At 27.9% G+C, this 26,987-nt stretch carries 27 protein-coding genes, 8 tRNA genes and 1 rRNA gene; 8 read left to right on the top strand and 28 right to left on the bottom strand.

What is annotated here, in order from left to right; all coding sequences use genetic code 11:
* The 6 genes from AC4FQ1_RS12210 to AC4FQ1_RS12185 all read right to left on the bottom strand — a co-directional run.
* Positions 1–114 (bottom strand): 16S ribosomal RNA (locus AC4FQ1_RS12210); the annotation flags it as partial.
* Between the two features lie 1,045 nt (positions 115–1,159).
* The gene (locus AC4FQ1_RS12205) at positions 1,160–1,534 is read right to left on the bottom strand and encodes a DUF956 family protein (protein WP_491169783.1); all 375 of its coding nucleotides are present in this window, start codon (positions 1,532–1,534) and stop codon (positions 1,160–1,162) included.
* Positions 1,535–1,804: 270 nt separating this feature from the next.
* Positions 1,805–2,716, bottom strand: coding sequence for a PTS system mannose/fructose/sorbose family transporter subunit IID (locus AC4FQ1_RS12200; protein ID WP_491149496.1), 912 nt, complete (start codon positions 2,714–2,716; stop codon positions 1,805–1,807).
* A 19-nt stretch (positions 2,717–2,735) separates the two neighbouring features.
* Positions 2,736–3,539, bottom strand: coding sequence for a mannose/fructose/sorbose family PTS transporter subunit IIC (locus tag AC4FQ1_RS12195; protein ID WP_287569974.1), 804 nt, complete (start codon positions 3,537–3,539; stop codon positions 2,736–2,738).
* A gap of 36 nt (positions 3,540–3,575) precedes the next feature.
* Complete coding sequence (locus AC4FQ1_RS12190) at positions 3,576–4,553, bottom strand: mannose/fructose/sorbose PTS transporter subunit IIA (protein ID WP_491169782.1); 978 nt, start codon at positions 4,551–4,553, stop codon at positions 3,576–3,578.
* A gap of 648 nt (positions 4,554–5,201) precedes the next feature.
* On the bottom strand, positions 5,202–5,384 hold the full coding sequence (locus tag AC4FQ1_RS12185; protein WP_491169781.1) for a hypothetical protein: 183 nt from the start codon (positions 5,382–5,384) through the stop codon (positions 5,202–5,204).
* Between the two features lie 172 nt (positions 5,385–5,556).
* On the opposite strand from AC4FQ1_RS12185, the gene AC4FQ1_RS12180 reads away from it, so the two are divergent.
* On the top strand, positions 5,557–5,712 hold the full coding sequence (locus AC4FQ1_RS12180; RefSeq protein ID WP_491149492.1) for a hypothetical protein: 156 nt from the start codon (positions 5,557–5,559) through the stop codon (positions 5,710–5,712).
* A gap of 43 nt (positions 5,713–5,755) precedes the next feature.
* On the opposite strand, the gene AC4FQ1_RS12175 is transcribed toward AC4FQ1_RS12180, so the two are convergent.
* The 10 genes from AC4FQ1_RS12175 to AC4FQ1_RS12130 form a co-directional block, all read right to left on the bottom strand.
* Positions 5,756–6,352, bottom strand: a complete 597-nt coding sequence (locus AC4FQ1_RS12175) for an FMN-dependent NADH-azoreductase (protein WP_491149490.1) — start codon at positions 6,350–6,352, stop codon at positions 5,756–5,758.
* Between the two features lie 402 nt (positions 6,353–6,754).
* On the bottom strand, positions 6,755–7,765 hold the full coding sequence (gene yfdV / locus AC4FQ1_RS12170) for a transporter YfdV (RefSeq protein ID WP_491169780.1): 1,011 nt from the start codon (positions 7,763–7,765) through the stop codon (positions 6,755–6,757).
* A gap of 41 nt (positions 7,766–7,806) precedes the next feature.
* Positions 7,807–9,510: an oxalyl-CoA decarboxylase gene (gene oxc, locus AC4FQ1_RS12165; protein ID WP_491169779.1), complete on the bottom strand. Its 1,704-nt coding sequence runs from the start codon at positions 9,508–9,510 to the stop codon at positions 7,807–7,809.
* 84 nt (positions 9,511–9,594) lie between these two features.
* The gene (frc, locus tag AC4FQ1_RS12160; RefSeq protein ID WP_491169778.1) at positions 9,595–10,866 is read right to left on the bottom strand and encodes a formyl-CoA transferase; all 1,272 of its coding nucleotides are present in this window, start codon (positions 10,864–10,866) and stop codon (positions 9,595–9,597) included.
* Positions 10,867–11,080: 214 nt separating this feature from the next.
* Positions 11,081–11,560: a 23S rRNA (pseudouridine(1915)-N(3))-methyltransferase RlmH gene (rlmH, locus tag AC4FQ1_RS12155; protein ID WP_491169777.1), complete on the bottom strand. Its 480-nt coding sequence runs from the start codon at positions 11,558–11,560 to the stop codon at positions 11,081–11,083.
* 169 nt (positions 11,561–11,729) lie between these two features.
* Complete coding sequence (locus tag AC4FQ1_RS12150; RefSeq protein ID WP_491169776.1) at positions 11,730–12,371, bottom strand: lactate utilization protein; 642 nt, start codon at positions 12,369–12,371, stop codon at positions 11,730–11,732.
* Between the two features lie 113 nt (positions 12,372–12,484).
* Positions 12,485–12,982 (bottom strand): SEC-C metal-binding domain-containing protein, encoded by a 498-nt coding sequence (locus tag AC4FQ1_RS12145; RefSeq protein WP_303130626.1) that lies wholly within the window; start codon positions 12,980–12,982, stop codon positions 12,485–12,487.
* Positions 12,983–13,006: 24 nt separating this feature from the next.
* Positions 13,007–13,798, bottom strand: a complete 792-nt coding sequence (locus tag AC4FQ1_RS12140; protein WP_491169775.1) for an MBL fold metallo-hydrolase — start codon at positions 13,796–13,798, stop codon at positions 13,007–13,009.
* A 19-nt stretch (positions 13,799–13,817) separates the two neighbouring features.
* Positions 13,818–15,083, bottom strand: coding sequence for a UDP-N-acetylglucosamine 1-carboxyvinyltransferase (gene murA, locus AC4FQ1_RS12135; RefSeq protein WP_303130624.1), 1,266 nt, complete (start codon positions 15,081–15,083; stop codon positions 13,818–13,820).
* Positions 15,084–15,301: 218 nt separating this feature from the next.
* Positions 15,302–15,460, bottom strand: coding sequence for a DUF1540 domain-containing protein (locus AC4FQ1_RS12130; RefSeq protein ID WP_303130623.1), 159 nt, complete (start codon positions 15,458–15,460; stop codon positions 15,302–15,304).
* 149 nt (positions 15,461–15,609) lie between these two features.
* On the opposite strand from AC4FQ1_RS12130, the gene AC4FQ1_RS12125 reads away from it, so the two are divergent.
* The 5 genes from AC4FQ1_RS12125 (at position 15,610) to AC4FQ1_RS12105 (ending at position 19,473) form a co-directional block, all read left to right on the top strand.
* Positions 15,610–16,152 carry a hypothetical protein gene (locus AC4FQ1_RS12125; RefSeq protein ID WP_303130622.1) on the top strand — a complete coding sequence of 181 codons (543 nt, stop codon included), beginning with the start codon at positions 15,610–15,612 and terminating at the stop codon, positions 16,150–16,152.
* Between the two features lie 190 nt (positions 16,153–16,342).
* Entirely contained in the window at positions 16,343–16,801 is a 459-nt protein-coding gene (locus AC4FQ1_RS12120; protein WP_303130621.1) for a dUTP diphosphatase, read from the top strand.
* 83 nt (positions 16,802–16,884) lie between these two features.
* Entirely contained in the window at positions 16,885–17,316 is a 432-nt protein-coding gene (locus tag AC4FQ1_RS12115) for a DMT family transporter (protein ID WP_303130619.1), read from the top strand.
* Positions 17,317–17,340: 24 nt separating this feature from the next.
* A complete protein-coding gene (locus AC4FQ1_RS12110; RefSeq protein WP_491169774.1) occupies positions 17,341–18,165 on the top strand; it encodes an MBL fold metallo-hydrolase in 825 nt (274 codons plus the stop codon).
* A gap of 108 nt (positions 18,166–18,273) precedes the next feature.
* On the top strand, positions 18,274–19,473 hold the full coding sequence (locus AC4FQ1_RS12105) for a S8 family serine peptidase (protein WP_491149461.1): 1,200 nt from the start codon (positions 18,274–18,276) through the stop codon (positions 19,471–19,473).
* Here the strand turns inward: AC4FQ1_RS12105 and AC4FQ1_RS12100 are convergent, their stop codons facing one another.
* Positions 19,474–20,673, bottom strand: coding sequence for a peptidoglycan DD-metalloendopeptidase family protein (locus tag AC4FQ1_RS12100; protein WP_491169773.1), 1,200 nt, complete (start codon positions 20,671–20,673; stop codon positions 19,474–19,476). It abuts the gene before it with no gap.
* A 182-nt stretch (positions 20,674–20,855) separates the two neighbouring features.
* On the opposite strand from AC4FQ1_RS12100, the gene AC4FQ1_RS12095 reads away from it, so the two are divergent.
* Positions 20,856–21,863: a DnaD domain protein gene (locus tag AC4FQ1_RS12095; RefSeq protein WP_303130614.1), complete on the top strand. Its 1,008-nt coding sequence runs from the start codon at positions 20,856–20,858 to the stop codon at positions 21,861–21,863.
* The gene (locus AC4FQ1_RS12090; protein ID WP_303130612.1) at positions 21,856–22,833 is read left to right on the top strand and encodes an ATP-binding protein; all 978 of its coding nucleotides are present in this window, start codon (positions 21,856–21,858) and stop codon (positions 22,831–22,833) included. Before AC4FQ1_RS12095 ends, AC4FQ1_RS12090 begins: the two co-directional genes overlap by 8 nt.
* 30 nt (positions 22,834–22,863) lie before the next feature.
* Here the strand turns inward: AC4FQ1_RS12090 and feoB are convergent, their stop codons facing one another.
* The 11 genes from feoB to AC4FQ1_RS12035 all read right to left on the bottom strand — a co-directional run bounded on the left by feoB (position 22,864) and on the right by AC4FQ1_RS12035 (position 26,934).
* Positions 22,864–24,990 carry a ferrous iron transport protein B gene (feoB, locus tag AC4FQ1_RS12085; protein WP_491149459.1) on the bottom strand — a complete coding sequence of 709 codons (2,127 nt, stop codon included), beginning with the start codon at positions 24,988–24,990 and terminating at the stop codon, positions 22,864–22,866.
* Positions 24,991–25,002: 12 nt separating this feature from the next.
* Complete coding sequence (locus tag AC4FQ1_RS12080) at positions 25,003–25,230, bottom strand: FeoA family protein (RefSeq protein WP_303130610.1); 228 nt, start codon at positions 25,228–25,230, stop codon at positions 25,003–25,005.
* Positions 25,231–25,364: 134 nt separating this feature from the next.
* Positions 25,365–25,441, bottom strand: a tRNA-Asp gene (locus tag AC4FQ1_RS12075).
* Positions 25,442–25,452: 11 nt separating this feature from the next.
* Positions 25,453–25,528 (bottom strand) — tRNA-Val (locus AC4FQ1_RS12070).
* 23 nt (positions 25,529–25,551) lie between these two features.
* A tRNA-Glu gene (locus tag AC4FQ1_RS12065) sits at positions 25,552–25,626 on the bottom strand.
* Between the two features lie 44 nt (positions 25,627–25,670).
* Positions 25,671–25,747: transfer RNA gene (locus AC4FQ1_RS12060), tRNA-Asp, on the bottom strand.
* A gap of 83 nt (positions 25,748–25,830) precedes the next feature.
* A tRNA-Thr gene (locus AC4FQ1_RS12055) sits at positions 25,831–25,906 on the bottom strand.
* 29 nt (positions 25,907–25,935) lie between these two features.
* Positions 25,936–26,012 (bottom strand) — tRNA-Asp (locus tag AC4FQ1_RS12050).
* A 14-nt stretch (positions 26,013–26,026) separates the two neighbouring features.
* Positions 26,027–26,102: transfer RNA gene (locus AC4FQ1_RS12045), tRNA-Val, on the bottom strand.
* A gap of 9 nt (positions 26,103–26,111) precedes the next feature.
* A tRNA-Glu gene (locus AC4FQ1_RS12040) sits at positions 26,112–26,186 on the bottom strand.
* A 139-nt stretch (positions 26,187–26,325) separates the two neighbouring features.
* On the bottom strand, positions 26,326–26,934 hold the full coding sequence (locus AC4FQ1_RS12035; protein ID WP_491169772.1) for a hypothetical protein: 609 nt from the start codon (positions 26,932–26,934) through the stop codon (positions 26,326–26,328).
* Between the last annotated feature and the right edge of the window lie 53 nt (positions 26,935–26,987).

Genomic DNA, 26,987 nt, shown 5'->3' with positions numbered 1-26,987 from the left:
TTACTCACCCGTCCGCCGCTAATCCGTTTCCCGAAGGAAACTTCATCGCTCGACTTGCATGTGTTAGGCACGCCGCCAGCGTTCGTCCTGAGCCAGGATCAAACTCTCAATAAAAAGTTTAATCTTACTCTTAAAACTTACTTGTAAAAAGAATTGCTGGTTCTAAATGTATTTCTATATTCTGTTCAATTTTCAAAGACCATTTTATCTCGTCGCCCTCAAGCGACTCGTTTATCTTATCATATGCATCGAACAATGTCAATAGTTTTTTTATTTTTTTAATAAAACTATTTTTATCTTTCGATATTTCGTTCGGCACATCCGATGTATGTAATTATATATACTTTTTTGTAACTTTTTACTTAAAATTATGTTCAAAAATAAGTTTATTATTATTATATTCATTTTTTCTTACTTTTTCTTTATTTTTCATGTATTGATATACTAGGCTAAGTTTTCTATAAATATACATCTTTATTAAACTTATTTGTAATTTTATACCTTTCTTTACATCGAAATATGCATTATAAATTCTTTATTCAGTAATTAGTTTATCTTATCTATTAAGTACATATCTAACTTAAATATTCAAGTTACTTAAATTTATATTAATTAATATTTATAAAAGTATACATGAAATATAAAATTTAAGCTTTTATTAAATAATTTTTATAATTACTAAAAATCTTTTAAATATAAAATTATATGTATAAATTTTATTTAGATAATTATACCTTTAATGATATATAAATATAAAATATTATAAAAACTTATCTAAGATACTCTCATTATAATATTTTATATTTATAGTACTAAAAGGTATAACTTCTTATTTATAAAGCTTATTAATAATTTTTATTACTATAATAATTATAAAATAATGTTTATTTAATTATTATCTTATAATTTAAATAATAATCTTCTTACTATTAATACTAAATTTATCTTATAAATACAAAAGCGCTTCTCACCCTCAGAAACGCCTTGCTTTTGTATTCGTAATACACTTTTATATAAAATATTTTTTAATTATATTTCAAAAATAATTGTAATAAGATTATATTATTAAATTTAATATCATTATATAATGTATATTTATATATTATAGTTTTTCATTTTGTATAAACCTTATATTATACTAAGTACAAACTATTTAATATTATTTTTTATTAAATATTGATTTTACAGATCTTTTTAAAACATCAAAAAAGCTTAATGACTTAACTATATGATTTGGATCAATATATTCTCTAATAGCACGAAGTACTTTCTTTGGATCTTTAGATGAAAAGGAATATGTACCATTTTTCTTAGTTTGAATTGCATATCGTGGAATCCACTTCCCCTTAAATATTATAGATACAATAACATAATCAACTTCTTCCCAAGGAATTTGAATAAATTTTCTAATATCACGAGAATTATAAAATTCAAAACCTTTATCACCAATCATTATTTGCCCATAATCAGTCAAGCCTGTAAAAGCTGTTGCATCAATTACTAAATCTACCTTTGTATTTATTGATTTAACCATATCCTTACCTCTTTTCACTTAGTATATATATTTTTTTATAATTATGTATTTATTCAAATAATTAAAAATCACTTACAAAAACCAGTAATTTTATTGTTAATTAATTTATAAACTTATCTAATTATTTAATTAAAATTATAAGTTAAATAATTCTTTTTTAATTTCATAATATCATAAAAGTTATCATTCTAAAATTAACTTTAAATTATTTATGTAAAAAGCCTAGGCTAAGTAAAAAAATATTACACTAACCCAGGCTAAATAAAAATATTACATTAAACCTATTAAGTGGAAAACAATTCCGATTACGAATAAAGCAAGAATAATAACAATTGGAGATACTTTTTTCTTAAGTAACCACATGCAAAGAAGTGTTAATAATAATCCTGCAAGTCCAGGTATTAATGAATCTAAGTTACTTTGTAAAGTTGTAACTTTATCAGTAGTTAATGATAAACCAGCTGATTGTTGAATTAACGCTTCTTTTATACCTTCTGCTCCAGCTGGAAGGTTAGCCCAATCTATGAAAGCACCTTTACTTAACTGAACAGATGATATTACTGGTGTGAACTTAATAGATACCCATCTATTAACTAATGATCCTAAGATGAACATACCAAGTATAGATGCACCTTTTGTAATATCTTGTAATAAGTTACCTGATAAATCTTCTGTAATACGAGAACCAGCTTTATATCCAAGCTCTTGTGTATACCAAGTAAATGCCATACGTATGATATTCCAAGCAAAGAAGAATATAATAGGTCCAAGAATATTACCTGCCATAGCAAGTGAAGCACCTAATGCTCCTAATATAGGTCTAACAGTAAACCAGAAAACTGGATCTCCAATACCTGCTAAAGGTCCCATCATACCAACTTTAACACCTTGAATAGTTACATCATCCACAGGTGATCCATTTGCACGATCTTCTTCTAATGCTAATGTTACCCCAATAATAGGTGAAGCTACATATGGGTGAGTATTAAAGAATTCTAAGTGACGTGTTAATGCAGCTGATCTTTCTTCTTTAGTTTTATATAATTTTTTGATTGCTGGAATTAATGAAAATGCCCAACCACCGTTTTGCATTCTTTCATAGTTCCAAGATCCTTGAATGAAAGTTGAACGCCACCAAATAGAAAGACGATCTTTTTTTGTTAACTTTAATTTTTTTTCCATTTTCGTCTTCTCTCCCTTCCTAATAATTATCGATAATATCGCCTATTGGATCTCCTGTATTTGATCCGCCATTACCTGAACCGCCTTTTTTGCTAAGTGCTAAGTAAATAAGAGCTATAGATACACCGATTGCACCTAATCCCATAAGTGTAATTTGAGGAATAGTTGCTAATACAAAACCAATTGCAAAGAATGGCCATACTTCTTTTGTCGCCATCATATTGATTACCATTGCATAACCAACAGCTACAACCATTCCACCACCTACTGCTAAACCGTCTGTTAACCAAGCTGGCATAGCGTTAAGTAATGCACTAATAGGACCAGAACCAATTAATAAAATTAATGCTGCTGGAAGAGCTATACGTATACCTTGCATACAAATAGCAATGATTTGCCACATTTCAACTTTTCTAATATTTCCTTCTTTTGCAGCCGCATCCATAAAGTGTACGAATGCTGTTGCAATTGTACGACAAATAATTGTTAATAATAATCCTGCAACTGCTAATGGAATTGCTATAGCTATAGCTGCATCAATTCCAGCTCTACCTTGACCACCAAGAACTAAAATAATTGCAGCTGCGACAGATGCTAATGCAGCATCAGGCGCTACCGCAGCACCTATATTTGCCCAACCTAAAGCAATCATTTGTAAACTACCACCTAATATTAAACATGGTATTAAGTTACCTGTAACTAGACCAATTAAAGTACACGCAACTAGAGGTTGATGAAATTGGAATTCATCTAGGATTCCTCCCATCCCAGCTAAAAACGCAACAATAATAACTAATATTATTTGAATTATATTTAGATCCACTATGTAATCCTCCTTTTTTTATTAAAATAAATATACTTATTTTAATTTATTTAATTCATCTTGTGCTTTTTTAAGAATTTCGTCCATATTTCCTTTTGAATCATTTGGAACTTTACGAACATCAAAATTCAATCCAGCTTTTTTAAGTTTTTCAAAAGTATCAATATCTTCTTGACTAAAAGCAAGAACTTTATTTGGTTGAACTTTACCAGCAGAGTGAGCCATAGATCCAACATTAACTGTCTTTATAGGCACTCCACCTTCTACTGCTCTAAGTAAATCTTCTGGATTTTCAAAAAGAAGCATCGCACGTTGTCCTCCAAAATGCTGATCATCTTTTGCAAGCTTAATCATTTGATCAATAGGAACAACATGAGCTTTAACTCCTGGAGGAGCAGCTTGTTGAATTAATTTCTTACGAAGTTCATCTCTAGCTACTGCATCTGATACAACAATAATTCTTGTTGGTTGTGTAGTTTTTGTCCAAGCAGTTGCTACTTGACCATGTAGTAAACGAGAATCAATACGAGCTAAAACGTATTCAAATGATCCAGGTGTGCCCGCATTAGACTGCTTAACTGAACCTGAATTTTGTTTATCATCATTAGCTGGTTCTAATGCTTCTGGTTTAACCTTAACCCCTTCTTTAGCTGAGCTTATAATGCTAGCTGCAATTTCTTGTGCAGATTCCATTGAAAGACGTGCTCCATAAGCTTCAATAACCATTGGTAAATTCATACCAGCAACAATTGCCCATTTATCTTTATGTTCTTCAAATAGACTATTTGCTTGGTTAAATGGCGTACCGCCCCAAAGATCAACTAAGAATAAAATCTCATCTTGGCTGTCAAAGGATGCAATTGCATCTTTCATTTTTGCTTTAATGTCATCAGGACCTTCACTCGGCATCAAAGTAACAGCTTGCACGTTTTTTTGTTCTCCAAAAATCATTGAACCTGATTGTAAGATACCTTTAGCAAAATCACCGTGACTAGCAAGAATAATTCCTACCATATGTATACCTCCTATTTTTTATTTGTTACGATAAAATTTATAAATAAGTTCTTTTTAAAATAAATTGTAACCAAAATAATTATTATAAATTTTTATACATTAACCTTTCTTGAACAATTTATAATGCTCACTTATTTATTTAGCAATTATCGTGCCAAATTTTTGTATTAATAAGTATCAAAATCTTATTAAGTGTGTAATTTAAAGGTTTACGCATTATTTTTTAATATTAAACTTTTTTTATTTAATACACTTAAATACTTTTTTAATACTATTTTATTTTGGCTTAAACTTATTTTGATATACTTATATAGAAATTTAATGTATTAAATCTAATTATAATAGTCATAAAAAATCATAATATAAATAATATCTAAAATTTATAATATTATAATAAGTTTATATATTTAATTATCTTTTTGTAATACACTTAACCTCTAAAACAATACACTTCTTTTAAGTATTTAAACTGTATTAAATAGCAATAAAAAAATTATAATCTACAATATATAGTTAATAATTTTTCAAAAGTATATCTTATAAGTTTTATGTAAAAAATATTCAATCTTTAGTATTATAAAAAATCCCTAGTATTATTATTTAATATTAGGGATTTTTTATTTATAAATTACAAGATAATTTATTAAATTACTTAATTTCTTCTATTAACTTATTTAATTTATTTTGAACTAGCCATAACTTTTTCTGTTGTCTATTATAAACCACAACTTTCTTTCGATTGTTTTTATTTTCTTCTATTAAATTAATATATTTTTCATCAGCAATTTTAAATGCATCTTTAATAGTTAAAAGTTCTTCTCTTGTAAACATACATACATCCTCCAAACTTATTAAAATTTATGTTGATATTATATCATATATGATATCAATACAAATCTTAATTATTGCTATATGTAATATTAAGAAAATTAAATAACCTTTTATTTCTTAATATAATTTTCTTTATTTCTTCATAACATAATGTTGAAAGAGGTGATATTTTATGAATAGTAAACATAAAAGAGAATACACTAAAGAAAACTATTTATCTAATGGCCATAAAACTCAGAATCAATGGTCAAAAAATAAATTTACAACAACTACTAAAGAACCTGGCATAAACGAAAGTGGTATAGACGCTAAAAAGAATGGATTCTAAACAAAAAATAGTATCTCTAAAGAGATACTATTTTTATAATTAATTAAAAGCTTTTAGCTACCTCTCTTGCTTTATTTTTACCTTCTAATATTTTTTCTTCAATATCAATTCCTAAAACATCAAGATTTTCCATAGCTATTGTTTGAATATCTTTTATTCCAAGAAATCCAAGTATTGTTCTTAAATATCTATCTCCCATTTCATATGGTGAATTAAAATACTCCCCACCTCTTGAAACTATATGTATAGCCTTTTTATTTTTTAACAATCCTATTGGTCCCTCTTCAGTATACTTAAATGTAATTCCAGAAACACTAATATAGTCTATATACGCCTTTAATATAGCAGGTATACTTAAATTCCACATTGGAGCTGCAATTACATATTTATCAGCATCTTTAAATTGATAAGAATATTTTAATAAAGACTCTTTTTCTTTATTTTCATCCTTTACTCCAAATAATTTTTCTAAATCTTTTAATTGTAAGAATTCTATATTTTCTTTATACAAATCTAATGTGATTATTTCATCATTTGGATTGTTATTTTTATATTCTTCTATAAAATAATCAGATACTTTAAAGGTTCTTGATTCTCCCTCTGGTTTATTATTTGCTTTAATATATAAGACTTTACTCAATTTATTACCTCCCTTTTTATATAAATGTACTCATATATAAATATTCTCATTCTTTATAATTTTTATTATTACAAACTTTAATTACTATATAAAATTTCTTTAAAGTTGAAATAAATTCTTATCTAAATTTTTTATAAAGTAAAAGGATTTTAAATAATTTAAGATAAAATTATTTAAAATCCTTTCCTTAACACTTGTGTTAAATAATTATTACGCAAATTTAGTCATATAAACTAATTGCTTTTTCATAAAATCTTTATATTGCTATTTATTTATATAACTTAACTTTTGTAAAACTCATTCTACTTATAAGTACCCAGTAAAAATTAATACTTTATAAATCTTTTTTATTATATTATATTTCTCTTTTATAATATTTAATAGAAAAAGATTTTTGCTCATTTAAAAGCTCATTGTTGAAACCATATTTGTTATCCAAATCCAGAATGGTGCAGCAATTATAAACAATAGTACACTTACAGCTAATGAAGATGTACCAGTACGAACATATGTCTGATAACGGCTACTAATAATAATACCTGAAAATGCAGGTGGTAAAGCTCCAGCAAGTACAAGCATTTGAAGATGAGTTGGATCTAATTTTACAAGTAATCCTACAATTAATAAAAGCCCTGGCATAAGTATTAATTTAACAAAAGTATTATAAATAATCTCCTTATCAAACTCAAACTTTAATCCTGATAAAGTTAAACCTGCAGCAAATACAGCAACACCAGAGTTTGCCTTAGCTATAAGTTCAAAGTTAGGATAAAGTATTGGTGGAAATTCAATTCCTAGTAAAACAATAATAACAGCTAATATAGGTGCCCATGCAACTGGTTGCTTTAAAGCACTAATAATGGGATTTTTTTCAAGATTCTTTAAATCTCTCTCAAACACATCAAATTCTTTTTTTATTCCTGTTTCACAACTAATATCAGCAGTATCTTGTACAACTTCTTTATTTACGCCAGGATTAAGTAATGCTAAACCTATAGGTATAGTAATGGCATTAACTACAATTGATACAATTGCAACAACTAATCCTGTATCTGCTGTTGTTCCAAATATAGGTTCCAAAACAGCAAAGCCTAAGAATCCAATTGTTGGAGAACCAGCAATCAATGCACATATTGCAGCCTCTGCTTTAGTGTGTTTAAAAAATTTATAACACCCATAAAATGACCACATAAAAACTCCTACAATAACAACTATACTTACAATGGTTAATTTAATATCTACAAATAACATGTGTCTGTTTGCTTTTACTATTGATGCAAATAAAGCTGCAGGTAGTGCGTAATTAAGAACTAATTTATTAAATATTCTAGCATTTTCTGGAGTAAAAGCTTTTCTTTTTCCAGAATAGAATCCTAAAAACATAATTACAAAAATCGGAACTATGTCTTTCATAATAATGTCCCACATACTATCAACTCCCTTTAATTAAAATATTAATTTCCAACTTTATTTTTAGGATTTAAGGATGAAATATGACCACTCTCTGTTCCTACTTTTGGATCTATTACACAGTTAATTAAAGTTGGTTTTGATGAATTTATTCCATCTTTAATTGCATTTTTTAATTCTTCAGGTGTTGTAACATTGTGAGAAACTCCACCAAAAGCTTCTATTAATTTATCATATCTTGCTGAAGCCATTAGTGTTGTTGGAGAAGGATCTGATCCACCACTTAAATTAACATGATCTCCACGATATATTCCACCATTATTAAATACTACAATTGTAACAGGAAGCTTGTATTCACATATAGTACTAATTTCCATACCACTAAAACCAAAAGCACTATCTCCTTCTATTGCAAGTACTCTCTTACCACTTGTAACAGCAGCACCTATTGCAAAACCCATTCCAATTCCCATAACTCCCCAAGTTCCACAATCTAAACGTCTACGAGGATAATACATATTTACAACATTTCTTGTATCATCTAATGTATTTGCACCTTCATTAACAAGATATATGTCCTTATTATCATCAACAACTTCTTTAACAACTTTAAGAGCATTGAAGAAATTCATTGGATTTGTTTCTGTATTTAATTTAGTTGACATCTTTTCTACATTAACTTTCTTATGTTCTTCAATATCATTTACCCAGGATTGCTCAGCTTTAACTGTAGTATCTGATAACCCCTTCACCATAAGTTTCATACTAGAAACTATATCACCAACTACTGGTGCTTCAATTTTGCGATTACTATCTATTTCTTTTGGATCTATTTCAAGTTGTATAAACTTAACATCTGGATTCCAATGCTTTCCTTTACCATGCTGTAATAGCCAATTTAAACGAGCTCCTAATAATACAACAACATCAGCATTTTTTAGAACAAATGAACGAGCTGCTGCTGCACATTGTGAATGATCATCTGGAAGTAGTCCCTTTGCCATAGACATTGGTAAAAAAGGAATTCCTGTTTTTTCTATAAATTCTTTAATATCATTATCTGCCTGTGAATAAGCAGCACCTTTTCCTAAAATAATTAATGGTTTTTTTGCTTCAGAAAGTAATTTTAAAGCTTTATCAATTGAATCAATTGAAGGAATAACCTTAGGTGAAATATCCTCAACAGTAAAAAGTGTCTTATCAGCTTCGACCTTATCCATTACAGTTGATAATAATTTAGTTGTTACATCTAAATAAACTCCACCAGGTCTTCCTGATGTAGCAGCACGAATAGCTCTAGCCAAACCAATACCTATATCTTCAGGTTTATTAATTCTATATGCTTTTTTTACAAAAGGTTTTGCTATATTCATTTGATCTAATTCCTCATAATCTCCTTGTTGCAAATCAATAATAGACCTATCACTAGATCCACTAATTTGAATCATTGGAAATCCATTAACAGTTGCATTAGCAAGTGCGGTTAATCCATTTAAAAATCCTGGAGCTGAAACAGTTAAACAAATTCCAGGTTTTTTTGTTAAATATCCAGTTATAGCTGCAGCATTTCCTGCTGATTGCTCATGTCTAAAACCTATATAACGAATTCCTTCTTTTTGAGCATGTCTTGCAAGGTCAGTTACAGGTATACCTACTACTCCATATATAGTATTAATTCCATTCTTTTTAAAAGCTTCAACAAGAATATGCATTCCATCTGTTAAATTATTATTTTGATTAATATCCATAATTACCTCCTAAATATGAAATTTAATACTTACGATAAATAATTTTGCGGTAATTGTATACAATTACCACAAAACTAAAATTATCTATTTACATATAACGTGTTTATCACGTAACATAGATATCTCTTGTTCAGAGTATCCAATATCTTTTAAAATTTCATCTGTATGTTCTCCAAGAAGAGGAGCTTTTTTAATTTCAGGAGTATAGCTTGAGAATTTTGGTGGACAACCTATTGTCAAGAATTTTCCACGTCCAGGTTGTTCTACCTCTACAAGTGTTCCACATTTACGAAGTGATTCATCTTTTTCTATTTCAGCCATACTTAATACTGGACCACATGGAACACCAAATTTACTTAACTCTTTTATAACTTCAAATTTATCTTTATTTATTGTATATTTTTCAATTTCTTTATAGATTTCTTGTTTAACCAAATTACGAGCTGCAGGAGTATTAAATTTTGGATCTGTAATCCATTCTGGTTTTCCAAGACCTTCGCAAGCCTTAGCAAATGCCTTGTCCTCATTTTGTAAAACAATATAAACATATGCATTGGAATCTTTTTCCCAACCTTTACACTTATAACACCAACCAAGCACTTGTCCACCTTCTGCATTACCATAACGAGGTACTGTATCTCCTATTTTATCTTCAGGATATCCAGGGAAGTGTTTTAGTGTTCCTGTATGTTCTAAAATTAATTGATCACGAAGTTTTACTCTACATAAGTTTAACACGGCTTCTTGCATTGATTGGTATACAAAACAGCCTTCACCTGTTTTTTCTCTTTGCATCAATGCTGCAAGCAGCCCTATTACCAAATGCATTCCTGTATTACTATCTCCAAGTGCAGCTCCTGATTGAGTTGGAATATTACATTCTCCATTCCACCATCCAGTTGTAGCTGCAGCTCCACCGGCACATTGTGCAACTGGTTCAAAAGCCTTAACGTTTGCATAAGGTGAATCAGGATTAAATCCTTTTATAGAACCATATATAAGACGAGGATTTAATTTATGGACTTCTTCCCAAGAGAAGCCTAATTTATCTGCAGCTCCTGGATGTAAATTCTCAACAAAAATATCTGCATCTTTTAAAAGTTTTTTTAAAATCTCTTTCCCTTCTGGAGTTTTAATATCTAGTTCTATTGAACGCTTGTTACTATTAAGTTGTAAAAAATATAATCCGTCTAAATCAGGTAAATCAAGCAACTCACTACGCGTTGGATCTCCAGTTCCAGGACGTTCAATTTTAATTACATCAGCTCCTAACCAAGCTAATAACTGAGTACAAGCTGGACCTGATTGTACTTGAGTCCAGTCAATAACCTTAATACCATTTAATGGTGCTATCATAATAATTTCCTCCTTTTTATTCTTTAAGTTAAAAAGTATTTAATTATTTAGATAAAAAAAAGTTTAATGACTTTCTTTTACTTATAAGTTAATCTTACATCAAAAATTCAAGTATTTAGCATATAAAAGGGAAAGTTTAGAGTTATTTAAACTTTATCATAAAATAAAAATATTATTTACTAAAAATATATATTTATGAACTAAAAAACCGCACCTATTTATGGTACGGTTCATTGTTCATTATTCTAAAAGCTCTATATACTTGTTCTAAAAGCATAACTCTAAATAGCTGATGTGGGAAAGTCATCTTAGAGAAACATAACTTATAATCTGCTCTTCTTCTCACTTCATCAGAAAGACCAAGGCTTCCACCAACTATAAATACTATATTTGAATTACCAGTAACTCCACACTTTTCTATAAAACTCGAAAACTGCTCTGATGTAATTTCTTTACCTTGTAAATCCATAGCTACAACGTAGGAATTATCCTTTATTTTTGCAAGTATTAATCTACCTTCTTTCTCCTTTATTTGAATTTCCTCTTTCTCTGATGCATTATCAGGAGTTTTTTCATCCGGAAGTTCTATTATATCAAGTCTGCAGTATCTTCCTAACCTTTTTGAATATTCATCAATAGCTTGTTTTAAATATTTTTCTTTTAATTTACCTACGGTAACTAATGTTATGTTCATTTTTCCTCCTAAACTAGACATTTTTGAAATTATGTAATAATGTTTTAACCAAAATCATATATTTATAATAGTTAAATGCACTAGTTATTTTAATTTTATTTTGAAAGTATCTCCTTGCGTTCAAAAAATTAAGTATAGTTATACTTTATTAACTAGTGCATATGTTTTTTTAATATCCTAAGTTTTCATTTAAAAATATTATGTGTATTCTCTCTTTTCTATTTTGTCTTTTTATTAAAGTATACTCATTGCATATTCTATCTTTACTTTTACAATCCATGCAATATCCAACCTTTGAACATGGTGTTTCTTTATTTAATCTTTTTGCATTTATTGGTGCAGCACATTCTCTATTTCTTTTTATTGCTTCTTCAACATTCTTTACTATTTTATTTACTCCACAAATAACTATAACCTTTTCTGGTCCATAAAGCATTGCTGCAACTCTATTTCCATTTCCATCTACATTATAAAGTTCCCCATTTTCAGTAACAGCATTACTACTTGTAAAATATGCATCAGCAAAAAATGATTCCTTAAACATATTTACAACTTCTTCTCTTGTAATATCTTCTTTATACCTATCTAAAAACTTATATCTTCCGCTCCTTAAATATTCCATTACACCAGTTTCAAAAAGAGTCATAGAACCTCCACATGAAACTAAGGAATTTTCACTTACTATATCTTCTATAATTCTTATAAGTTCTTCTCTATCTTTTGCATAGTATCCGTTCATATTATTTTTATTTATAGCTTGTACAGTTCTGGTTATCTTTTGTTCATTTGCCCATATAACATTTTTATCCATAATACAAAACCTCCTAAATATTTATATAAAAATAAAAAAAAATAAATTTAATATAACTTGTTCTAAATATTAAGAAAAGCTCATAAAATCTTATGAGCTTTTAAATGTCTAAATTATTTTCCACAACATTTCTTATATTTTTTTCCGCTTCCACATGGACATGGATCGTTTCTGCCTATCTTTTCTTCATTTCTTACTGTCTTTGAATCATTATATGCTTTTTTAATTTCTTTTCTCTTTTCTTCTGAAAAAATTCCATCCCATTGTGGTAAATTAAATAAATAATCAGCTTTTGCATCTAACATATTAAAATATAATTTCTCAAAATCTATATCTAATACTAATTCAGTGTTTCCATCTATAGTTTCTAAATCATATGGAACTTTTAAACTATCATTTATTCCATCAACAAATCCCATTACGAATTCTTCAGTTGTATTTTGTTCTTTAGCTAAATTATTTATTGTTGTTTTTTTAACTTCTTTGTGGTTTGATAATAAATCTTTATAAATATTTGTTTCTATCTTACCATACTCTTCCCAAAAAGCTTTTTCACCTTTTGTTTTTACATATTCAACAACCATGTCAGTCCAATTTTTGTATAAACTCATCTCATTCTCCCTCTTTCCTTCTTATTATAAGTTAATTAATGAGCTAGGTTCATGTCTACTAGCCATTGAAATTTTAACATCCAAACCTTCTTCAATACCTTTTTCGGCTAAAGAAGTTAAAACTGTCTGATAAGCTAAGTCTGGATGATTATTTGTACCACTTAAGTGACCTAATATTATTTTTTTATCATTACCATGCTTTATAATTTCAGCAATGGCTTCTCCACAATCATCATTTGATAAATGTCCTATTTCACTTAATATCCTTCTCTTAAGATTGTAAGGATAAGGACCAAATTTAAGCATACTAACATCATGATTGCATTCTAAAAGTATAATATTAGAATCTTTTATATTATCTCTTATTTCTTCAGTAAATGTACCAAAATCAGTTGCAATACTTATTAAATTATCTTTTGACTTTATTGTATATCCAACTGGAGAAATAGCATCATGAGGTATTACAAATGATTTAATCTCTAAATCATTTATAATTACCATACTTCTTCTGTCCATTATTTTTATATTGTGTTCTTTTATTTTGCCAATAGATCCTTTCATGGCTTCCCATGTTTTATCATTTGCATATATAGGTATATCATATTTCCTTGATAAAACTCCCACACCTTTAATATGATCTGAATGTTCATGTGTCACAAAAATACCATTTATATCTTTTGGATTTTGATCTATCCTTGCTAGTGCTTCATCAATCTTCTTGCCTGGCATTCCAGCATCAACTAATATTCTAGTATTATCGTTACCTACAAAAATACTATTTCCACTACTCCCACTATAAAGCGAACAAAATTTCATTATATATCTTCGCCCCCAATTATTCTGCTACATCAACTCTTACTATTTCAGCACCTAAACTTCTGAACTTATCTTCAATGTGAGGGTATCCTCTATCTATATGCTCTATACTTGTTATTTCAGTTGAACCATCTGCTATAAGACCAGCTATAACCATTGCGGCTCCAGCCCTTAAGTCAGTTGCCTTAACAACCGCTCCAGTAAGTTTTTCAACTCCATCTATTATAGCAACTCTTCCTTCAACCTTTATATTAGCACCCATTTTCTTAAGTTCATCAATATGTTTATGTCTACTTTCCCATATTGATTCAGTTATTAAACTTCTTCCTGGCACTATACTTAATAAAGTTGACATTGGTTGTTGTATATCTGTTGGGAAACCTGGATATGGAGCTGTCTTAACATTTACTCCTTTTAACTTTCCAGAACATGTAACTCTTACAGAATCATCACCTTCTTCAACTTTAGCACCCATTTCATTAAGTTTAGCTGTTATTGATTCTAAGTGTTTTGGTATAACATTTTTTATAGTTACATCTCCTTTAGTAGCAGCTGCAGCTATCATAAATGTACCAGCTTCTATCTGATCTGGTATTACGCTATATGCACAACCTTTGAACTTTTCTACACCTTGAATTCTTATAATATCAGTACCAGCACCCTTAATATTTGCTCCCATTGAGTTTAAGAAGTTAGCAACATCAACTACATGTGGTTCCTTAGCAACATTTTCTAAAGTAGTAACTCCTTCTGCTCCTGTAGCAGCTATCATAACATTTATAGTTGCTCCAACAGAAACAACATCAAAGAAAATATTTGTTCCTACTAATCTATCAGCTTTAACCTTTACAGCACCATGTTCTATAGTAACATCTGCACCTAGAGCTTCAAAGCCTTTAATATGTTGATCTATAGGTCTAACACCTATAGGACATCCCCCTGGAAGTTCAACTCTTGCTTCTTTAAATCTTGCTAAAAGTGCTCCAATAAAATAATATGATGCTCTCATTCTTCTTACATCTTCAGTACAAGCATCATAATTATTAACCTCTGTGCTATCTATTTCTAATGTATTATTATCAATTTTTCTAACTTTACAACCTAAGCTTACAAGTATTCTTTCTAAACAATGTACGTCCTCAATATCTGGTATGTTATCTATAACACACTTTGATTCACTAGCAATTACTGCTGCTGGTAATATTGCGACTGCTGCATTTTTAGCTCCATTTATATCAACTGACCCTACTAAAGGTCTTCCTCCATTTATAACTAACTTTTCCATCCAATTCACCCTTATTTTTAGATTCTATATACTTAAAATTCCCAAAATTATATTATTTATCAAAAAAATATCTATTAGACATTATAATCCTATTATCAATTTTTATAGTTCGTTTATCATTATAACACAAAGTTGCATTATTGAAATATTTTTTTGACAAAAAATAAGATAGATAAAAGCTTTGTGGGCTTTTATCTATCTCTAAATGGTTATTTTTGTTATTTAACTTCAAAAGAGTTACAATCTGTACATTCAGTTGTAGTTGCTTTATGAGAATGTTTTCCTACCATAATTGTGTCTAATGTACAATAATTATCTTCTTTGCAATGATATTTACATTCATTAACTACACATTTAATACTTGAATTGTGATCCATAAAAAATCCCTCCTAAACTTAAGTTACATAAGTAGTATGTGATAAAACCTTTTATTTATTCCTTTTAGTTTTTTTCTTTAAAGTATTATGTTATAATTTATAGAAAAGTTTGGTTATTAAATCAAAGAGTATATTAGGCGAGGTAAAATATGAGATACTATATTGTTGCATTATTTGATGATTCTTCATATGAATTTATAAACCCTATTCAAAAAACCTTATCAAAAAAGTTTAGAGCAAACAGAAATTCACCTGCTCCATATATAGCACTAGAAATATTAGATAATCCTAATATTGAAAAATTAACACCAGTAATAGAAAAGGTTTTAAAACCTTACAAGAAATTTAAAATAGAACTTTCTGATGAATTTGCTATAAATGAAAATTTAAAGACTATAAATATAAATTTAAATGGAGTTGGATATATCAAAAAAATCGAAAGATGTCTAAAAGATACATTAAAACTTCATGGATTTAATGTTAGAGAAGAAAATATAGATAAATTATCTGTTTCCTTAGCTAACTTAAATTATCTTCCAAAAGATAATAAGAAAAATTCTTTTGATTTAAAATCTACCATAAATAAAAATTTAGAAAATCAAACACTAAAAATAGATAAATTTGAATTATGGAAAGTTCCACATAATAAAAAAGAATTAAAAATAAAAGATTTTGATTTAAAAACATTTTAAATTATTTTTTAATTAAGACTTCATTTAAAATAAATGAAGTTTATTTTTTTAATTTTATTTCTAAATTTTATGAAATTTTATAAATTTTCAAAAAAGTTTTATTTGTATTCGTTTACTGACCTTTTCATCTACTGAAAGTTTTTGTAAAATAAATAAAGATAATTGCTTTAAGAGCAGGGAGGATTCGTTGATGTTTGTTTCCAATTTATTTAAAATTCAAAAAAAACTTGATAATAAAATAACTATTAATCCAGATTTAGATGATTATAAAATTAAATCTCGTAAAAATTTAGAGTTACATATTAAGATTAGTGACCTTGCAAATGAAACTGATTGCTTTAACTATTCTAAAAATATAAACTCTCATCTTGATAAGAAAAAGATTTTTAATAAGTATTTAATTTGTTTACAACAAGTATTATCAATAGGAATTACTAATGAATATGACAACGTAACTGAAATTTCTATGCAACCTACAGAATATTGTTTAAGTGATCAATTTCTTAATCTCTATATAGATATAAATGATTTAATCATATCACGTTCAGAAGATCATTTTGAAACTTTATTCGAAGATTTACTAAGTCTTGGAAATTCTCTTGGATTTTCAGAAGATGAAATAACAGAAGGATTTAAACAATTTAATTAATCATTTGGCTATAAGATTTTCTTATAGCTTTTTTTTATTATAATTTTTACTTAATTGGTAAAACTAACTTTGAGGTGATTCAATTGTTAGGAATAATTTATGCAATAGTATCTGGAATTTCAATGAGCCTTCAAGGAGTTTTTAATACAAAGCTTGGAGAGAAGATAGGTACTTGGGAAACTAATGTATTAGTTCAATTAATAGGTTTAATACTTACAGTCATTATAACTGCATTTGCTGGTAAAGGTAATTTTAAAGAACTTAATAACGCAAACAAACTATATCTTTTAGGTGGAGTCCTTGGAGTAGTAATAATATTTACTGTTATGATGAGTATAGGTTCTCTTGGAACTACTTATGCTATAGGAGTAATATTAATATCTCAAATTATTGCTGCTGCAATAATTGATTACTTTGGATTATTTGGTACTGAAAAACTTAATTTTACCTTAAAAGATTTTTTAGGTGTTGCAATTATGATTATAGGTATTATAGTATTTAAGTGGAAAAGATAACTAACACTTAAGGAGATAATACTTATGAATTTATTTAAAAACATTCATTTTTTATCTAAGTTAACTTACACAAATATGAGAGAATATTTTAATGATAGAGATAAATCTGCAAATGATCCAATCCATGAAGATTCAATACACTGGTACGGTCATGCTACAACAATACTAAATTTAGGTGGAAAATTAATTTTAACAGATCCTGTTATTTCAAATAGATTAGGATATTTTAAAAGAGTTATAGAAAAACCATTTGATATTACTGAATTAAAATTTGATTATATTCTTTTATCACATGGTCATATGGATCATATGCATTTTCCATCATTAAGGCAACTTAAAAAGTTAAATAAAGATGCAACTGTTATAGTTCCTAAAGGCTATAAAAGGATTTTATCAAAGCTAGGATATAAAAATGTTCACTTATTAAGATCTGGTAATACATTTGAAGATGATTTTATTAAAGTGAAATCTATTCAAGCTAATCATGATGGTCGTAGATTTTATATTGGCATAGACGATGAGAGTAACTCCTATATTATTGAAGGTAACAATAAGAAAGTTTTCTTTGCAGGAGATACAGCTTACACCGAAGCATTTAAAGATATAGAATGTGATGTTGCACTTATGCCAGTAGGTTGTTATAAACCCGCTAGATTTGAATATATGCATTGTAATCCTGAGCAAAGTTATAAAATGTTTAAAATGATGAAAAGTAAAATAATGATTCCTATTCATTATAAAACATTTAAAATATCATTAGAAGACTTTGATGAAACTCATGATACATTAGTTAACTTTAAAGATAACACCGTCAAAATTATAAATGTCGGAGAAACATATAAGCTATAGTCTTACTATAGCTTATTTTTTATAATTTTTATATTAAATAAAATATTATTAACAATTATTGTATCAAATTTATACTATGATATTGTAATAATATTTTAGGAGAACTCTATGTTTAGTTTTAAAAATAAACTTGATTATAATCTAAACATCGCATTAAAAAATAATTCTTATAAAAAATATAGAGTCCTTGTAAAGTGTAAAAACTTATTTTCATCTATAGTAAAGAAAATATCTCACTTTAAAGGTGCTTTAATTTATTCACTAGATTATTGTAATATAGTTGTTGCTAATTTAAATAAATACGAAATAAAAAAATTAATTGAATATCCAGAAGTAGAAAGTATATTTCTTGATGACTACTTATTTTTATGTGGAATAAGTGTCACTTCAGCAAATAACTGTAATTTATACGACACTAATAAATCAAAATATTCAGGAAAGAATATAAACATAGGCTTAGTAGATAGTGGTGTTTTTCCTCACCCTGATCTTCTAAGCCCTAATAATAAAATAGAATATTTTTTTGATCTTATAAATGAATTTAAATATCCTTATGATGATAACGGACATGGAACTGCAATAGCAGGATTAATGTGTTCTAGTGGTTTAAATTCTAATAATCTATATAAAGGCATATCACCATCAAGTAATATAATTTGTTATAAAGCCTTTGACAAATTAGGTAAAGGATATGCTTCTGACGTACTTTATAGTATCGAATGCTTAATAAAATTATCAGAAGAAAAAAATATAAGAATTCTTTGTTTACCTTTTGAACTTTTAAATTTAAATTATTATATAATTGATGCCTTTAAATGTGTATTTAATGTTGCAATAAAACATAATTTAATACCAATCGTTCCAAGTGGAAGTGTAAATTATGAAAAAGATATGATTAAAGGAATAGCAACATTAAATAATTGTATAACTGTAGGTGGGGTAAATAGTTCAAAACCAGTCACACCTTATTTATATTCATCAAAAGGTCCGTACAATAAAATTATTAAACCTAATTGTGTTGCATCCTGTACTAATATAGCATCATTAAATAGTAATACTTCATATGTTTCCGAAAGAAATGGTATTAAGGTATATCCAAGTAAGCTAAATTCTAACTATAAAACATTTAGTGGAACATCTTTAGCAGTTGCATTTGTTTGCTCTGTATGTGCATTAATATTAGAGAGTAATCCATCTTATACATTTAATGATGTTTTATCTATAATAAAGTTAGCTTGCGATAAAAAGGATTTACCTAAAGATATTGTTGGTAATGGAATTTTATCTTTTAATAATATATTAAAATAATTAATCTATATAATCTTCAGGATTTACAGGGTTTCCATTTGCTCTTAATTCAAAATGTAAGTGTGGCCCTGTACTTCTTCCAGTACTTCCAACCTTTCCAACAACATCACCTTTCTTAATTTTTTCTCCTTCCTTCACATCTATCTTACTCATATGCGCATATCTTGTCTCAAGTCCATTTTCATGTTCTAGAATAACAATGTTTCCATAACCATTCCTCTCAAAGAATGTATTTTTAACAACACCATCAAATGCAGCTACTACAGGTTCTCCAGTATTTCCTGCTATATCAATTCCATTATGATTTTTACCCCATCTCTTACCAAAGCTAGATGTTATGACATCTCCTCTAGTAGGTCTCATTAAAAATGGAGTATTACCATTTAAAGGATTTTTTGTCCCTTTGCATATAACTTTACTTTTACTTTCTACTATTGTATTTTCAGAAATAACTTCACTATTCTTCTTTTCATTATTTATATATATTGTTTCTATGTATTGTTCCTTTCTCCCTCCTTCCCCCTTGCTTTTTACATAACTTTCTCCTAAAAACAAATCATCAGTTCTTTCAATCTTAACTGATGGCTCTACATCTACTATTAATTTATCCCTTAACGTTAATTCAACTTTTAATAATTCTTTTTCATTTCTTTCTATAATAGAATTTGCTAAATCTTCACTTCTATCTAATTTTGATAAATTAACCTTTTCATCTTTTAAATTTATATTACCTTTTATATTTATGTTATTAATTTTTTTATTATCTATTTTATTTTTAGTAATATATATATTACTAACCTCTCTTAAAACATCTTCTAATTGATTTTCATCAATAACATATCCTAACTTTACACCATCTATACTTAATAACTTTAATGTTACTTCATTATTCAGTGAATTTATAATACTACTCATAAATTCATCATAGTTCGTAAGCTGAACATCTTCATAAATTCTTTTAAAAGATAATCTTTTCTTATCTATTTTTTCTTCTTTTGATAATTTATCATTTATACTCACTAATATTTTATTGTAATCTTCTTTAATTCTTTCTTTATTATTTCCATAACCAATTACAGCATTTCCTAAATATACTTCAAAGCCTTTTGCTCTATAATCTAAAAAGTTGTTTATTAATAATGCTCCTGATATTAATATAAATAGTAATAGTACAAATTTCTTAATATTTCTCGAGCTCATAAAAATCTCCTTTTCTATAGTTTTTTAACACATCAATTAACTTTCCCAATTGATAAAATTTTTATTCATATTAAAGATTTTCCTTAAGTTGTTATATAATGTTCCCTTTGTTATAATTAGTTTACGTAAATGAAATAATATAATTTAACTATTAAATTTAATTTGAAAGGTAGAGAATCTAAATGAGCACTTTTATGCTTAAAAATAAACCTTTAGATTTTACCCCTGTTAGCAATGTCTTTCTAGAAAAATACATGCCAAAAGCTCGTGGTGAATTTGTTAAGGTTTATTTGTTAATGTTAAAATATAACGTAAGTGGTGAACTTGGAGTTAATTCTTCAATTTTAGCTTCAACATTAAACTTACTAGAATCTGACATAATGAATGCATTAAACTACTGGAATGATGAAGGTGTTTTAAAACTTGTTCCAATAGATAAAATGAATAATTTTAATATAGAATTTATTGACCTTAAAGAAGAAGATGTAGAGTTCAATAAAGATAGTATAAATATATTAGAAGCCCTAAACAGTTCAGAAACACACGATATGCTTAAAGACATAGAAAAAATATTATCAAGACCTCTTTCAAGCAAAGAAATGGAAATATATCTTGGTTGGCAAAAGGATTTTTCATTCCCATCTGAATTAATACTATTACTAATAGAATATTGTTCTTCAAAAGGAAAAACTAATTTCAGATATATAGAGAAGGTTGCTGAAGCTTGGAATGATATGGGCATAAAGACGATAGAAGATGCTCAATCTCAAATTAAACAAACAGAAGATAAGTGGACTAAAATAAGAAGAATTTTATCTTATCTTGGGATGAAATCATCTGAAGTTATGAAACCACAAGAAGAAATGCTTGAAAAATGGATATTTACTTATAAATTTCAAATGCCTTTAATAGAAAAAGCTTGTGATATATGCTTTGAAAGGTTAAATAGGGCAGACTTTAAGTACATAGATGGAATATTAGGTAATTGGCATAAAAATGATATAAAAACTATAGAAGATGTTGCATTAAAAGATAAAAATCATAATAAGTCAAATAAGAACTTTAATAATAATTTCAATTCTAATAATCAAAACAAGCCAAAAGCTATCAGATTTAATGATTTTAAACAAAGAGAGTATGATTATGACTCCTTAGAGAAAAAACTGTTAGGATGGGATAAAGATGATTAAGGGATATCAATCTGAATTAATGGAAGTATATCAAAAAATTCGAAATGAAGAAACTCATAACTTAAAAAAACGTAGAGCTGAAATTAAAGCACTACATCCTGAAATAATTGACTTAGATAATGAAATTCATAAACTTTCATTAAAATTATCTATGACAATTTTAAAGAGTAACGCTACTGAAGATCAAATTCAAGAAATTAAAGATAATATTATTGATATAAGAGCTAAAAAATGTGAAAAGCTTGTTCAATATGGATATGATCCTGAATACTTAAATATGCATTATAGATGTAATAAATGTCAAGATACAGGTTATGTAGGAATAGAAAAATGTGATTGTTATAGAGAAAAACTAACTAAACTATATTACAAAGATTCAGAACTTGAAGAAATACTTAAAGATAACAACTTTAGTAACTTTAATATTGAGCTCTTTTCATCATCAAAAGATAGTTATGAAAAATTTTCTCCTAGAACTAATATGAGAAATAATCTAGAATTCATAATGAAAGACTTTATTCCAAACTTCAGTAATAGTTCTGATAACTTATTGTTTTATGGAACTCCAGGTAGCGGAAAAACCTTTCTTTCATATTGTATAGCTAAAGAACTTTTAGATCGAGGATTCTTAGTTATTTATAAAACTTCTGATGAATTAATAAAAGCATTAAAAGAAGTAAGATTTAATAATAATACTTATATGGAAAAACTTCTTATAGACTGTGATCTTCTTATTATAGATGATTTAGGTTCAGAACAACTTAATGATTTTGTTGCTACAGAATTATTTAATTTAATAAATAAAAAACTGCTTAAAAAGAAAAAGATGATTATATCAACTAACTTCACATTAGCTGAACTTTCAAGACATTATAGCGAAAGAATATCATCAAGACTTTTAGGAAACTTTAAATTACAAAAGTTTTATTCTGAAGATATAAGAATAAAATTAAATTTATCAAAGAGATAAAAAGTGGAGCATTTATAAATACTCCACTTTTTATACAATCAATCTCCAAATTTGTGTTGTACAAAAACATATAAATATACCAGCAACAGTTGGTATTAAAAAACTTATAATAGTCCACTTAATACTATTTGTTTCCTTTTTTATAGTTAAAAGCGTTGTTCCACATGGATAATGCATTAAACATAATATCATAACATTAATAGCCGTAAGTATTGTCCAGCCATTTGCTATTAACAAGTCTTTAAGCTCATATAAACTTTCTAGTTCAAGCATTGTTGTCGCTCTTAAATAACTCATTATTATAATTGGCATAACTATTTCATTAGCTGGTAAGCCTAGTATAAATGCCATTAAAATATATCCATCTACACCTATACTATTAGCAAAAGGTGCTAAAAAATCAGCACATACTGTTAAAAGCGAACTATCTCCAACATTAATATTAGAAAATACCCATATAACAACACCAGCTGGTGCTGCAACAACTACCGCTCTTCCTAGTACATATAATGTTCTATCCAATATTGATCTAACTATTATTTTACCTGCTTGAGGTTTTCTGTATGGAGGAAGTTCTAATATAAAGTTTGATGGAACTCCCTTAAGTATAGTCTTAGATAAAATTTTAGATACTAGAAAAGTCATAAGAACTCCAAAAATAATAACAACAGTAACAGTAATTGCTGATACTAAATTTCCACTAATTCCTACTGATATTCCTCCCATGAATATAGTAGCTATAGATATAAGCATTGGAAATCTGCCATTACAAGGCATAAATACATTAGTTAAAATTGCTATTAATCTTTCTCTAGGAGAATTTATTATTTTACATCCTATTACACCAGCTGCATTACATCCAAGACCCATGCACATAGTTAAAGCTTGTTTTCCGCATGAACAGCATTTTTTAAAGCACTTATCTAAATTAAAAGCAATTCTTGGTAAGTATCCTAAGTCTTCTAAAAGAGTAAACATAGGAAAAAATATAGCCATAGGTGGAAGCATTACCGAAACTACCCATGCTAATGTTACATATACACCATCTATTAAAATTCCAGAAATCCAATTTGGTACAGATGTATTTAAAAATAAATCTCTTAAATACTCTTCACCATATCCGAATAAATTTGCAAGCATAGAAGATGGATAATTAGCTAATGTTATTGTTATCCACAAAACAACAAGCAATGTAATTATCATTATAGGTATTCCAGTTATTTTAGAAACTAATACTTTATCAATTTTTCTTTGAAAATTATTATATTTATTCGTTACTTTTACAACTTTATTACAAAGATTTTCAGCCTTACCTATAAGAGTTTTTATTATTTTATCCCCTATAATCTTATCTCTATTTTCCTCTAGTATCTCATTAACTTTTAATGAAATTATATCCAAATTCTTTTCATTAAAGTTATATATATTGTATATAGAATTTTTTATACTGCTATCTCCCTCTAATAATCTTAAAGCTATCCATCTACCTTCTTTTTCTGTAATTTCATTATTAGCTTCCATTAGAACATTTTTTAAAACTTTAATATTTTTTTCTATATAATTATCATATTTTATTAAGCATTTTTCATTTTCTTCTCTTGACACTTCAATAAGTATAGCTTCCTTTAATTCTTCTATACCTACTCCTTTTGTTGCAGCTGTTTCTATGACTGATGTTTCTATTTCTTTTGATAATAATTTAGTATTTATATTTATACCCTTTTTCTTAGCCTCATCTATTAAATTAACACATAAAATTACTCTTTTACTTATTTCTGAGATCTGAAAAAATAAATTTAAGTTTCTCTCTAAAGAAGTTGCATCAGCTATTACAACAACTAAATCAGGTTTATTAAAACATATATAATCCCTTGCAATTTCCTCTTCTTCTGAATTAGATAATAGTGAATAAGTTCCTGGTAAATCAACTACCTTAATAATTTTATTTTTAAATTCATAATATCCTTCCGCATTACTTACTGTTTTTCCTGGCCAATTACCAGTATGCTGATTTAATCCAGTTAATGCATTAAAAACCGTACTTTTTCCCACATTTGGATTTCCAGCTAATGCAATTACAAAATTCTCTTTAGTATTATTTTTATAATTATTTAAAGATAATATATTTATTCCAGTTGAGTTTTTATTTAGTCCCAATTTAATCCTCTCCTAAAATTGATTAACTACACTAATCTTTTCACTATCCTCTTCTCTTATTGCAATTACAGTCCCTCTTATTAAATATGCTCTTGGATCTTTAAATGGACTCTCGTATAAAACTTCTATTAAAGTCCCTTCTACTATTCCCATATCAAAAAACCTTCTTCTAAGATCTCCATCTACTTCTATATCAATTACCTTCACAATAGACCCTAACTCAACTTCATTTAATTTCATTATTAACCTCCTTTTCGTGTTAATTTTTATAATTTCTTATTAATAGATTATGAAAATAATTATATGTCGTGATTGATAATATAAAGAATAAAAAAATAAAAAAAAGAAGTAAGATAAAATCTTACTTCTAACTTTGGCGACTCAGAAGGGGTTCGAACCCTCGACCTCTGGCGTGACAGGCCAGCACTCTAACCAGCTGAGCTACTGAGCCAAATAAAAAAATGGTGGGCACAACAGGGATCGAACCTGTGACCCCCTGCTTGTAAGGCAGGTGCTCTCCCGGCTGAGCTATGCGCCCATTTTTATATAAAAAAAAAGAAATGGTGACTCCTAGGGGAATCGAACCCCTGTTACCACCGTGAAAGGGTGGTGTCTTAACCGCTTGACCAAGGAGCCATATTAAATTTTAAAAAATAATTTTTCAAATAATAATTTTAAAGTGGCGACTCAGAAGGGGTTCGAACCCTCGACCTCTGGCGTGACAGGCCAGCACTCTAACCAGCTGAGCTACTGAGCCGCATTAAAATTATGTGGTGGGCACAACAGGGATCGAACCTGTGACCCCCTNCTTAACCGCTTGACCAAGGAGCCATATTAAATTGGAGCTGATGATCGGACTTGAACCGATAACCTGCTGATTACAAGTCAGCTGCTCTGCCAATTGAGCCACATCAGCATATTATAAAAAATTATTAATTTTAAAAATGGCGACTCAGAAGGGGTTCGAACCCTCGACCTCTGGCGTGACAGGCCAGCACTCTAACCAGCTGAGCTACTGAGCCGCATTAAAATTATGTGGTGGGCACAACAGGGATCGAACCTGTGACCCCCTGCTTGTAAGGCAGGTGCTCTCCCAGCTGAGCTATGCGCCCACATAAAAATGGTGACTCCTAGGGGAATCGAACCCCTGTTACCACCGTGAAAGGGTGGTGTCTTAACCGCTTGACCAAGGAGCCATGTTAAAACTTTTTATAATCTGCGCTTATTCGTTACTTGGCGCTAATCACATAGACTATATTACATAAAATCAATTTAAGTGTCAACACTTTTTTAAATAATTTTTTATTTTTTTTATTTTTTATATTTAATAATTCATTATTCTAGCAATTTAAATTCTTTTTTATTATTTGGTTTATTCTTTAAAACACCCGGATTTTCAAGGTTTTCCATAGCTAAAGTATATTTTGATATTAATTTTTCTCTTTCATCAACTTCTTTCTTTATTTTACTAATTTCTCTATTACATAATTCTTTAAATTCAGCTTTTTCTATAGTACTAATCTTTAAACTATAATCTTTTCTACTAAATTTTTTCCCAATTGCTTCAACTTTTATAGGAAATTTATTATTAACTAGCATAAGTAATTTTTTTTCCCAAACATTACGTTTATTTATTGAATAAGTATCTAATAATATTATTAGTTCATCTAATTTTTCCTTACACTCAATTTCTATTCCATCTAATAAAGCTTTATATAAAAATACTGAAATTCCCCTTTGAAGTCTTATTTTTAAAAGTTCCTTATTAGAAAATAAAAATTCATCTATTTTATTTTCAGTTAATATTTCTACATCTTTATTATAAAATTCTTTAATTCCTTCAGTATTTGGATATAATACTAAAACTTTATCATAATTTATTCTTCTTACACTAAATTGCTTATTATAATCCTCTGAATACTTATCTTTTACAATAACTTTCATAATACACACCTCTATTTTTAATATTCCATTCTTTAATCAAAATTATTACTATG

The sequence above is a fragment of the Clostridium sp. TJA020 genome (assembly GCF_058310295.1).
Note: the sequence above shows the minus strand (reverse complement) of the source record. Positions and strands in the feature narration are given on the sequence as shown.

Bases quoted from the DNA above. Each gene is read 5' to 3' on its own strand.
- AC4FQ1_RS12205 (WP_491169783.1), bottom strand. From the start codon at position 1,534: ATGGTTAAATCAATAAATACAAAGGTAGATTTAGTAATTGATGCAACA.
- AC4FQ1_RS12200 (WP_491149496.1), bottom strand. From the start codon at position 2,716: ATGGAAAAAAAATTAAAGTTAACAAAAAAAGATCGTCTTTCTATTTGG.
- AC4FQ1_RS12190 (WP_491169782.1), bottom strand. From the start codon at position 4,553: ATGGTAGGAATTATTCTTGCTAGTCACGGTGATTTTGCTAAAGGTATC.
- AC4FQ1_RS12185 (WP_491169781.1), bottom strand. From the start codon at position 5,384: ATGTTTACAAGAGAAGAACTTTTAACTATTAAAGATGCATTTAAAATT.
- AC4FQ1_RS12180 (WP_491149492.1), top strand. From the start codon at position 5,557: ATGAATAGTAAACATAAAAGAGAATACACTAAAGAAAACTATTTATCT.
- yfdV (WP_491169780.1), bottom strand. From the start codon at position 7,765: ATGAAAGACATAGTTCCGATTTTTGTAATTATGTTTTTAGGATTCTAT.
- oxc (WP_491169779.1), bottom strand. From the start codon at position 9,510: ATGGATATTAATCAAAATAATAATTTAACAGATGGAATGCATATTCTT.
- frc (WP_491169778.1), bottom strand. From the start codon at position 10,866: ATGATAGCACCATTAAATGGTATTAAGGTTATTGACTGGACTCAAGTA.
- rlmH (WP_491169777.1), bottom strand. From the start codon at position 11,560: ATGAACATAACATTAGTTACCGTAGGTAAATTAAAAGAAAAATATTTA.
- AC4FQ1_RS12150 (WP_491169776.1), bottom strand. From the start codon at position 12,371: ATGGATAAAAATGTTATATGGGCAAATGAACAAAAGATAACCAGAACT.
- AC4FQ1_RS12145 (WP_303130626.1), bottom strand. From the start codon at position 12,982: ATGAGTTTATACAAAAATTGGACTGACATGGTTGTTGAATATGTAAAA.
- AC4FQ1_RS12140 (WP_491169775.1), bottom strand. From the start codon at position 13,798: ATGAAATTTTGTTCGCTTTATAGTGGGAGTAGTGGAAATAGTATTTTT.
- murA (WP_303130624.1), bottom strand. From the start codon at position 15,083: ATGGAAAAGTTAGTTATAAATGGAGGAAGACCTTTAGTAGGGTCAGTT.
- AC4FQ1_RS12130 (WP_303130623.1), bottom strand. From the start codon at position 15,460: ATGGATCACAATTCAAGTATTAAATGTGTAGTTAATGAATGTAAATAT.
- AC4FQ1_RS12125 (WP_303130622.1), top strand. From the start codon at position 15,610: ATGAGATACTATATTGTTGCATTATTTGATGATTCTTCATATGAATTT.
- AC4FQ1_RS12120 (WP_303130621.1), top strand. From the start codon at position 16,343: ATGTTTGTTTCCAATTTATTTAAAATTCAAAAAAAACTTGATAATAAA.
- AC4FQ1_RS12110 (WP_491169774.1), top strand. From the start codon at position 17,341: ATGAATTTATTTAAAAACATTCATTTTTTATCTAAGTTAACTTACACA.
- AC4FQ1_RS12105 (WP_491149461.1), top strand. From the start codon at position 18,274: ATGTTTAGTTTTAAAAATAAACTTGATTATAATCTAAACATCGCATTA.
- AC4FQ1_RS12100 (WP_491169773.1), bottom strand. From the start codon at position 20,673: ATGAGCTCGAGAAATATTAAGAAATTTGTACTATTACTATTTATATTA.
- AC4FQ1_RS12095 (WP_303130614.1), top strand. From the start codon at position 20,856: ATGAGCACTTTTATGCTTAAAAATAAACCTTTAGATTTTACCCCTGTT.
- AC4FQ1_RS12090 (WP_303130612.1), top strand. From the start codon at position 21,856: ATGATTAAGGGATATCAATCTGAATTAATGGAAGTATATCAAAAAATT.
- AC4FQ1_RS12080 (WP_303130610.1), bottom strand. From the start codon at position 25,230: ATGAAATTAAATGAAGTTGAGTTAGGGTCTATTGTGAAGGTAATTGAT.
- AC4FQ1_RS12035 (WP_491169772.1), bottom strand. From the start codon at position 26,934: ATGAAAGTTATTGTAAAAGATAAGTATTCAGAGGATTATAATAAGCAA.